An 8348-nucleotide genomic window follows, 5' to 3' on the forward strand; every position below is an offset into this window, starting at 1 on the left:
TCAGCCACGTGATCATTCTGATCGCCCGGAGCTGCCAACCGCAGCGACCGGGCGACTCGTCACGAGAGGCGAAGGTTGCCTGATGCGGCACTAGGGAGCGTATTGCGTCGTGATCAATCTCCGAGTTTGCCTGCGCGGCGGGGTCTGGGCAGGTAGACCTTCTTGGGTGACTCGCATGCAACTGACGCATGTGGAGTAGGAGTTCATCGAGCCGTACCTGCCGATCGGTGAGTACGGCCCGTACCCCGAGCGGCTGCGTCAGCAGTTCGAGGGCGTGATCTGGCGGTTCGAGACGGGCGGGCAGTGGCGGGAGATGCCGACGGAGTTCGGTGCATGGTCGACCGTCCACAACCGCTTCCGGCAGTGGCGTGACGCCGGAGTCTTCGAAGCCCTGATGGAGGGCCTGATCACACAGGCCGCGAAGCGGGGCGAGGTGGACCTGTCCCTGGTCGGCATCGATTCCACCACCGCCCGTGCCCACCACGACGCGGCCGGCATGCACCTGGAGGAGGAGGTCCTCACCGCCCTGGAGAAAGCCGCCGCCGAGGCGGAGAAGGCCAGGTCAAAGGGGGCGACTGCGGCGAACAAACCGGGCAGGAGACCGAAAGCGCCCCTGAGCGGGAAGAACGGCGACGCATCCGGCGACGGCACAAACTCCGGCTGAAGGCCGCCCTCCTCGGACGTTCCAGGGGCGGGCAGACCAGCAAGATTCATGTCGCTGGCGACCGGAAGTGCCGCCCGCTGGCGTTCATCCTGACCGCGGGACAGGCCGCCGACAGCCCGCAGTTCATCCCCGTACTGAGGAAGATACGGGTCCGCGGGGCCGTCGGCCGTCCCCGCACCCGCCCCGACGCGGTCGCCGGGGACAAGGCGTACTCGTCCCGCGGCAACCGCGCCCACCTGCGCAAACGCCGCATCAAGGCGGTCATCCCGGAGAAGAAGGACCAGGCCGCCAACCGGAAGAAGAAGGGCTCCAGGGGCGGCCGACCCGTCAGCCACGACGCAGACCTCTACAAGGAGCGGAACACCGTCGAGCGCCTGATCAACCGACTGAAGGCCTGGCGGGGCATCGCCACCCGATATGACAAGACACCCGAGAGCTGCCTCGCTGGCCTCCATCTCCGTGCCTCAGCGACCATGCGGAGCGCTCATTTGCGCAGTTCAAGGGGGTAGGGGAAGGGCGTGCCATGCAAACCATCCACCCGGCGCTCAAACACAAGGGATATCCCTGGTTACTTGGGAGTGACCGACTTCTAGAGTGAGCGGGCCCACGGGGCCGTCAGGCAGGACGATCCCTGCCCCGGAACCCGGATTCGCTCACTCCGAGCGGCGGGCGCAGAAACGCAATCAGTGAGGATCACTCCATGCGGCGAAGGTATGTCATGATCAGGTCAATTGGAATGCTGCTCGTCTCCCCCGTGGCCGCCGCGTCCATGGTCTCGGCGACCGCCGTCCCGGCGTCCGCCCAGACAGCGGCAAAGGGAGCGGAGCCGAAGATCGTGGGAGCAAAGGCCCCCGACCGGGTCCAGGACAGCTACATCGTCACCCTCAAAAGGGGGCGTTCCGCCGCCAGTGAAGCGAAGCGGCTGGCCAACGAGCACAACGGAAAGGTCACGCACGTCTACCGCCGGGCCCTGAACGGCTTCTCGGCCACCATGAGCGAGCAGGCGGCCCTGGCCCTCGCCGCTCATCCTGACGTCCTCCGTGTCGAGGCCGACCGCGAGGTCACGGTCTCCGCGACCCAGACGAACCCGCCGTCCTGGGGCCTGGACCGCATCGACCAAGCGAACCTGCCAATGGATGACGCGTACACCTACAACGGCACTGCCTCCAACGTGCACGCCTACATCATCGACACCGGCATCCGCACCACCCACGAAGATTTCGGTGGGCGGGCCACATGGGGCGTCAACACGACCACCGACAAGATCAACACCGACTGCAACGGACACGGCACCCACGTCGCCGGCACCACTGCCGGCAGCTCTTACGGCGTCGCCAAAGACGCGCATCTCGTGGCCGTCAAGGTGCTGCGCTGCGACGGTACCGGCAGCTTCTCCGGTGTCATCGCCGGCGTGGACTGGGTCACCGCCAACGCCGTCAAGCCCGCAGTGGCCAACATGAGTCTCGGTGGCCCGGCCAGTCAGAGCGTCGACGACGCCATCGCCGCCTCCTCGGCCTCCGGCGTCACCTACGCAGTCGCTGCCGGCAACGACAACACCGACGCCTGCTATCAGTCCCCGGCCCGCGCCACGGCCGCCATCACCGTCGGGGCGACCACGTCCAACGATGATCGTTCGTCGTTCTCCAACTACGGGACCTGCGTGGACATTTTCGCGCCTGGGAGCTCCATCACCTCGGCGTGGAAAAGCAGCGACTCCGCCGTCAACACGATCAGCGGCACCTCGATGGCCACCCCGCACGTCGCGGGCAACGCCGCGCTGATCGCCTCAGTCCACCCGGACTGGACGCCCGCACAGATTCGCGAGGCGATGGTCGCAGACGCAACCAGCGGCGTCATCAACGATCCTGGCACCGGTTCGCCGAACAAGCTTCTGCGCATCACCAGCGAGTCCCTCGCCAGTGACTTCAGAATGACACTGTCCTCGTCCTCGGGCCTGGCCAAGGGCGCAGCGTCGCTCACCACCACCATCGACACCGCGCTGGTCAAGGGCGACGCGCAGAGCATCACCTTCAGCGCCGAGGGACTCCCGGCCGGCGCCACGGCCACCTTCGGCCCGGCCGACGTCACCACTGGGCAGAGCGCCACCCTGACCATCACCACCTCCCAACTGACGCCCGGCGGTGTCCACCCGATCACCCTGAGGGCGACGACCCCGGATGTCGCTTACACGGCGACCTACACGCTCTCCGTCTCCACCGCCGAGTGCCAGAGCGGCCAGTACCTGGTCAACCCGAGCTTCGAGGAGCGCGGCACAGGCTGGACGGCCCCAGCTGGCGTCATCGGTGAGCACCTCGGGTGGCCCGCGCACACCGGAACCCGCAACGCCGTGATGGGCGGCAAGGGAACGAACGCCTCGGCCTCGCTGAGTCAGCGGGTGTCGCTGCCCGCCGGCTGCGCCCGGTACAGCCTGGACTTCTGGCTGGGAGTCGACACCGACGAATCCAGCAACGGTCCCTGGGACACCCTCAAGGTCCAGGTGCTGAACGCCGATGGCACCAAGGTCCTGAAGACCGTGGAGACCTACTCCAACATAAACGGCTACTCCGCCACTGGCTACTACCAGCGGTCCTTGGATCTCGCCGACTTCGCGGGCCAGGACGTCACCCTGCGCTTCCTGTACGCGGAGGACTACATCTGGCAGACCACCTTCGTCCTCGACGACATCACCGTGAACGTGATCTGACGCTCACGGATGCCGGTCGCGGTACGGTCCCGGCAGCGTCCGTGACCATCGGCCGGTCCGGGCCCGGGGTGGCATGCCGCCCCGGGCCCGGACGTGTTCCAGCCATTGATACGCCACCCGGCTGTGACTATGGTGCGAGCGTACAGCGCTGTCGGTACAGGAGGGGAACCACCGTGTCCTCGGGCCCCCAACCGTCCCGGTCCGCGAGCCCGACCTTGGTCGGCCGCGCGTCACTGCTCGCCACCGTCCGGTCGCACCTGGCCGCCGCCCGCCCGGTCCTCCTCACCGGCCCCAGCGGCATCGGCAAGAGCGCTCTGCTCACCGCACTCGGCACCGGTGGACAACTCGGAGAGCGCGTCCTGCGGATCGGGGGCACGCAAGCCGAGCGGTGGCTTCCTTGGACCGCCACCGTCGATCTGCTGCGGCACCTTCTCGGAGCCGGCGCCGACGAACTCCCGGACGGCCAGCGGGCCGCCGTCGATGCGATCCTGGTACGCGGCCGGGCCGACCGCAGCCCCGACCCGCACGGCGCCCGGCTCGCCGTCCACGGTCTGCTGAGCCGCTACGTGCACGGGGGACCAGCCCTGCTCCTGGTCGACGACCTGGACTGCGTCGACGCCGAATCCGCCGCCGTCGTCGCCTACGCGGTGCGCCGGCTCGGCAGCTCCGGCCTCGGCTGCGTCTGCGCCGCACTGCCCGGCACCCGCCCCCTTCACGGAGGCGTGGAAGTCCCGGTACCCCCACTTTCCCCGGGCCGGCTCGCCGAGATGCTAGCCCCGCTAGCCCTACCGGACCGCGTCGCCAACACCGTGCACGCCGACTCCGGCGGCAACCCGTTCCTGGCGCTCTCCCTGGCCGGTGCCGCCACCGACCGGCCCGTCGGCGACCTGCGCCCGCTACCACTTCCGCCCACCCTGCGGGCAGTGATCGCGCGGCGCCTGGAGGGCCTGCCCGGACAGGTGCGCGGCACCCTGCTCGCTGCCGCCCTGGCCGACGCGCCCACCGTCGACCTGCTGCGGCGAGCCGGCCACGAAGGGGCCGCGCGCGACATCGCCGAGGCGTCCGCCGCCGGGCTCCTGGTGCAGGGCGACGGCGGTATCCGGTTCACCCCGCCCGCCGTTGCCGCCGTCCTCGCTCACACCGCCACCGCCGAGCAGCGCGCTCGCACCCATCGCGCCCTGGCCGTCGCCGTCCCGCACGCCGCAGGACGGATCCGGCATCAGGCTCTGGCCGCCCCCGACCTGACCCAGGGCCGTTCGCTGGCCACCGCGGCCAGGATCGCGCTGGGCAGTGGTGCCCGCTCGCTGGCCGCCAGGATGTTCCTGCTGGCCGCCGACCGTACCCCGGCCGAGGCTGGCACCGAACGCTTCGAGTGGTTCGCCGCCGCGGCCGAAGCCGGGGCCGCCGAGTCCCTGCCGGAGATCGTGCACCAGGCTGCCGAGGCGGTGCTGTCCGCCAACGCGCACAGCTCCCAGCGGGTACGCGTCCGGCTCGCCCTGGCCGATCTGTCCAGCCAGGCGCTGGCCCGCATGGACGAGGTACTGGCCGGCGCCCTGGAAGACGCGGAAGGCGACGCTGCGCTCACCGCCCAGGTGCGGCTCCGGCTGGCCTGGGCCCGGATGGTCGGGGGTGACCTGCCCGGCTCCCGCAGCGAAGCCGTCGCCGCCGCCGACCTCGCCCGTTCCGCCGCCGACCGCAGCACCGAAGCACTGGCGCTGACCGTGCAGGCGCTCACCGATCGGCTGACAGCCCGCCCTGCCGAGGCACAGCGCGCCCTGACCGCGGCCCTCGACCCGCCCGCGCCGGTGCCCGACGGACTGCTGCCACTTTCGCCGCGCTTCTACGCGGCACGCTTCGCCTTCTTCGACGACCGTCTGGCCGAGTCACGAACGGAGCTGCTCCGGATGCTCAGCCGGGTGGAGCGGGGCCAGGGCGACGAACTCGTCCTGGTGCTACGTTGCCTGGCCGAGGTCTGCGCCCGGATGGGCCGCTGCCGGGACGCCCTGTACTACGCACACCGCGCGGGCCGGGTCGCCCGCGAATGCGGCACCAGCCCCGGCCCGGTCTGGTACACCAGCGCCGTCGCCGAACTGGCCGGCGGCAGCCTGAGCCGCGCCGCAGCCTTCGCCAAGCGGGGTGTCAGGGCCTCCGAGCAGGAGTACGACGCGATCCACATCGGCCGCTGCCTGCACGTCCTGGGACAGGTCCAGCTACGGCAAGGCGATCCCACAACTGCGGTGCGCACTCTGGAGCGGGTCCGCGAGGGCGAGCGCCGCCGGGGGCTGATGGCCCCCCTGGTGCTGCGCTGGCACGGTGACCTCGCCCTGGGCCTGGCCCGTCTGGGCCGCACTACGGAAGCCGCCCAGGTGATCGCCGAGGCCCGCGCCGCACTGACGCATGGGGGCGCGGACACCTCTGGCGGAGCCGTGGCGGCCCAACTGCTGCGCGCCGAGGCGATGGCGGCCGGGGCCGAGGGCGACCCCGGCCCGGCGATGGCAGGTCTGGAGACGGCTCGCCGCCGCTTCGCCGCGCTGGGGCAGCCCCTGGAAGAAGGGCATTGTCTGCTCGTCGCCTGCCGTCTGGAGCTCCGCCGACGACGCCGGGCCGCCGCCCGGGGGGCCGCCGAGGAGGCTCGCGACCTGTTCGCCGCCTGCGAGGCCCTTCCCTGGGTCGATCAGGCCGAGCGGGCTCTCCGTCGCTGCGAGACCGGCACCGCCACCGTACCGGCCGATGGCACCACCGACTTCGCCTCCCTTACTGAGGCCGAGATCCGCATCGCTGTCCTGGTCAGCGAGGGAGCCACGAACCGGCAGATCGCGGCCCGGCTGTTCCTCAGCACGAAGACCGTGGAGAGCACGCTGACCCGGGTGTACCGCAAGCTCAGCGTGCGGTCCCGCACCCAGCTTTGCTCCCTCGTCGGCCGCCTCCCCGACAGCCCGTCCCCCTCCCCGCGACACGGATGTGACAGCGGGGGAACCCACTCCAGGGCGAATGCGTCGCGACCTTGATAGACACACACCCAAGTCGCGCCCCACATGACCTGCACGCCGTACGGTTGCTGCGGGCGGCGAGGAGACGGCTGTCGGAGCAGCCCACGATGGTCACCCACCCGCCGGTGGGGGCAACGGCACCGGATTGTACGGATCGATGGCCATAGGGCGAGGCGGGAGCTTCTTGCGTGGCTCAAGCCAGGCGGAGACCAGGTCCTTGCGGACCGCCCGCCACGTCACGCGGTCCGCCCCAGCTGCGGCACGCTGTGAGCCGTCCCGGCCTGCTCGGCTCGTGCACGGTGCTGGGCGCGGATCGCCGCGATCAAGGACAACGCATTGTCCAGCACCGTCTCCGCATCGGGGAACGTCTTAGCCACCAAGCGCGCGCATCGCACGGGTCTGCCACTCAACCGCCTCCGTGATGGCCGGGGGTCGACCGACGGCCGCATGCGCAACGCCGTTGCGTTTTTGTCCGTGGGCGGGTCGAGAGTCCGTGTTCGAAGAACGTGACGGTGCTGTGGATGGTGTAGTTCTGGCTGGTCGTGGGGTGTTGTCCGGTGTTCGGTCCGTACTTGCTGGTGGGGTTCTTGCGGGTGCGGGCCTTGACGCGGTGCCGGTGGCGGGCGGGGTGCAGGGCGTCGAGTACGGCCCGGCCGATGGTGCCGACGAGCTCGGCGGGTCCCGCTGGGGGCAGGACCCCGGTCGCGGTGGTGACGGTGTCGGCGGCGGTGGTCTGCAGGACGGTGAAGCTGATGCGGTCCATGTCCAGGCCGGGCTGGATGCAGGCGGTGTCGGCGGCGGCGCGGATCAGGGCCTGGTAGGTGGTGAGCAGGGCGTATACCTCCTGGTCGAGACCTTGGAGGCTGCGGGAGCGCAGGACCCGGCCGTCCAGCATGGTCGCCTTGATCGAGAAATACGTGGTCTCCGACTGCCATCGCTCGTGGTAGAGATCCACGAGCCCGGCGGCTGGGTGGGCGGCCGGGTCGAGGGGGCTGGTGAGCAGGCGCCACTGCTCGGTGCGGACGGTGCCGTCGGCCAGGGTTGTGGTGGCTGACGCCTCGATGACGCGGACGGTCAGCAGGACGGGCAGGACGCCGTAGCCGATCCGGGCCAGGTAGGAGCCGTCACCCAGATGTTGGAAGGGGGTGGGTATCCGGCGGGCGGAGGAGCGCACCAGGAACTGGGCGCCGGTGGCCTGGATGTCCCGGGCAAAGGTGTTCGCGTCGAAGCCGGCATCGGCCAGCAGGAGCATCGTATGGTCCGGGGCACCCAACAGGCGTCCCGCGTAGGTGAGTTCGCCGTCGCTCTCGGGACCGAACGCGGCGGCGATCACGGCACGGGTGCCACACTCGACCAGGACCACGAGTCGCAGCAGCGGGTAGCCGAACTCCACGCTCTCGCCCACTCGCTTGGGATAGCGCCAGGTGAGCACCTCCTCGTCGGGCACGTGCAGCAAAGTGCCGTCCACGGCCACGGTCCGAAGCCCTCGATAGAACGAACCAGCCTGCCCGAGGTGGGCGACGGGCCCGGCGAGGATCTCGAACAGCCGCCGCAGCGGTGCCGCGCCTATTCGCCCTCGGGCCCTGGACAGCGAGGAGACCGCCGGACGCACCAACGGCAGTCCCTCCGGCCCCGCCGTCAACTTGCCCCACACCCCCGATAGGAGCAGTCCTCGAACAGGGCCGGCGCGATCCACGATCTGAGTCAACTCGCCCAAGTGACCGGGCGCGTACACACCCCCGGCCGCCTCGACCGTGCGCGTGATGACAGACTTCTCCTGCGACGGGACTCCCGATGATCTTCTTGCTCGACACAAGCTGATCTATCAGGACGTCCCGTTGAGTCATTCACCAGGGCTTGACCTGCGACTCAAGACTCAAACGCAACGGCGTTGGACTAGTAGGGCTTGGTCAGGTTGGTGTTGGTGTGGGTATGCCGCGGTGACAGGTGGGGCAGACGCCGGTCCATGTCGCGAGGAGGGTCTGTAGCT

Annotated in this window: 3 protein-coding genes and 1 pseudogene; 3 read left to right on the forward strand and 1 reads right to left on the reverse strand. The window is 70.0% G+C overall.

The window, feature by feature from the left end:
* Positions 1-205 precede the first annotated feature (205 nt).
* The 3 genes and pseudogenes from ABZ693_RS35595 (at position 206) to ABZ693_RS35605 (ending at position 6376) form a co-directional block, all read left to right on the forward strand.
* Positions 206-1173: pseudogene (locus tag ABZ693_RS35595) on the forward strand (IS5 family transposase).
* A gap of 209 nt (positions 1174-1382) precedes the next feature.
* Positions 1383-3368: a S8 family serine peptidase gene (locus tag ABZ693_RS35600; RefSeq protein WP_359885641.1), complete on the forward strand. Its 1986-nt coding sequence runs from the start codon at positions 1383-1385 to the stop codon at positions 3366-3368.
* A gap of 173 nt (positions 3369-3541) precedes the next feature.
* The gene (locus ABZ693_RS35605; RefSeq protein ID WP_359885642.1) at positions 3542-6376 is read left to right on the forward strand and encodes a helix-turn-helix transcriptional regulator; all 2835 of its coding nucleotides are present in this window, start codon (positions 3542-3544) and stop codon (positions 6374-6376) included.
* 388 nt (positions 6377-6764) lie between these two features.
* On the opposite strand, the gene ABZ693_RS35610 is transcribed toward ABZ693_RS35605, so the two are convergent.
* Positions 6765-7970, reverse strand: coding sequence for a transposase (locus ABZ693_RS35610; protein ID WP_359885643.1), 1206 nt, complete (start codon positions 7968-7970; stop codon positions 6765-6767).
* Positions 7971-8348: the final 378 nt, after the last annotated feature.

Origin of the sequence: Streptomyces laurentii (assembly GCF_040635425.1) — a bacterium.
Taxonomy (GTDB): Bacteria; Actinomycetota; Actinomycetes; order Streptomycetales; family Streptomycetaceae; genus Streptomyces; species Streptomyces laurentii.

Coding starts and splice junctions, on each gene's coding strand:
- ABZ693_RS35600 (WP_359885641.1), top strand. CDS start 1,383: ATGATCAGGTCAATTGGAATGCTGCTCGTCTCCCCCGTGGCCGCCGCG.